At 41.8% G+C, this 825-nt stretch carries 1 protein-coding gene; it reads left to right on the top strand.

What is annotated here, in order from left to right:
- Positions 1-386, top strand: a 386-nt coding sequence (locus tag ACS8FD_RS18840; protein ID WP_439276975.1) for a hypothetical protein, incomplete at its 5' end; no start/stop codon positions are given.
- Positions 387-825: the final 439 nt, after the last annotated feature.

Raw genomic sequence — 825 nt, 5'->3', positions numbered from 1 at the left:
CTTGTGCTACTACCGCGCCTACGCCTACCGCACCAAACACTCCTACCACGCCAAGTACGACAACGCCTACTTCAGAAAGCGTAACTGATGCAGCCTATGATCGTATGGCACCGGCACCTTATACTTGTACTGATGATAGTCAAATCCTTGCAAAACAATCTATCAATAAAAAACAAGTGATGTTGACTGCCACCCTACCTAAAGTGAACTGGTCAGAGCAGCCAATTATTTTAAATGGCGGCGTAGAGGGCGATACGGCAAGTTATGTCAATGAGTCAAACCCAGAAGTTGTCTATGCATGGCATATGAAAGGCGATAAAGGTATCCTAGCCATGAAATGGGCTGATGGTAAAGAATATCAAGTAAACTGCCAGATCGGTAGATAATGGTTAAGGTTGAATCGTTAACCTTGCGCATTTAAACGATATAAAAACAAAATAAGAAACAGCGAACCGAGAGCAGTCATCGAAAGATGGCTGTTTTTTTATGCGTCTAGGTCTAGATGGTTTGATAGATGGCACTATGCTGTGTTCCATATTTTTAAGATAAGAAAAGATATTTTGCTTTATTCCGCTAGAGAAGCCAAAAGAAAGCTGTCAAAATAGCGCTTATATAAAAATTTATGATTAATAAAGAGGATACGTCGATGACGAAGCGCCTAATAAGTATGATGATAATCGCTACTACAAGTATATGGGCGCTAACAGGCTGCGATAACGCCACCGACTCTGTTGATACTACCGACCAAACCACGCAAACAGCCACGGCAAACTCATCAGCATCAGAAGTCGATACGATAGACTGGTCATTAATAGATAGCGGTGA

The organism is Psychrobacter sp. 1U2 (genome assembly GCF_051847575.1).
Note: the sequence above shows the minus strand (reverse complement) of the source record. Positions and strands in the feature narration are given on the sequence as shown.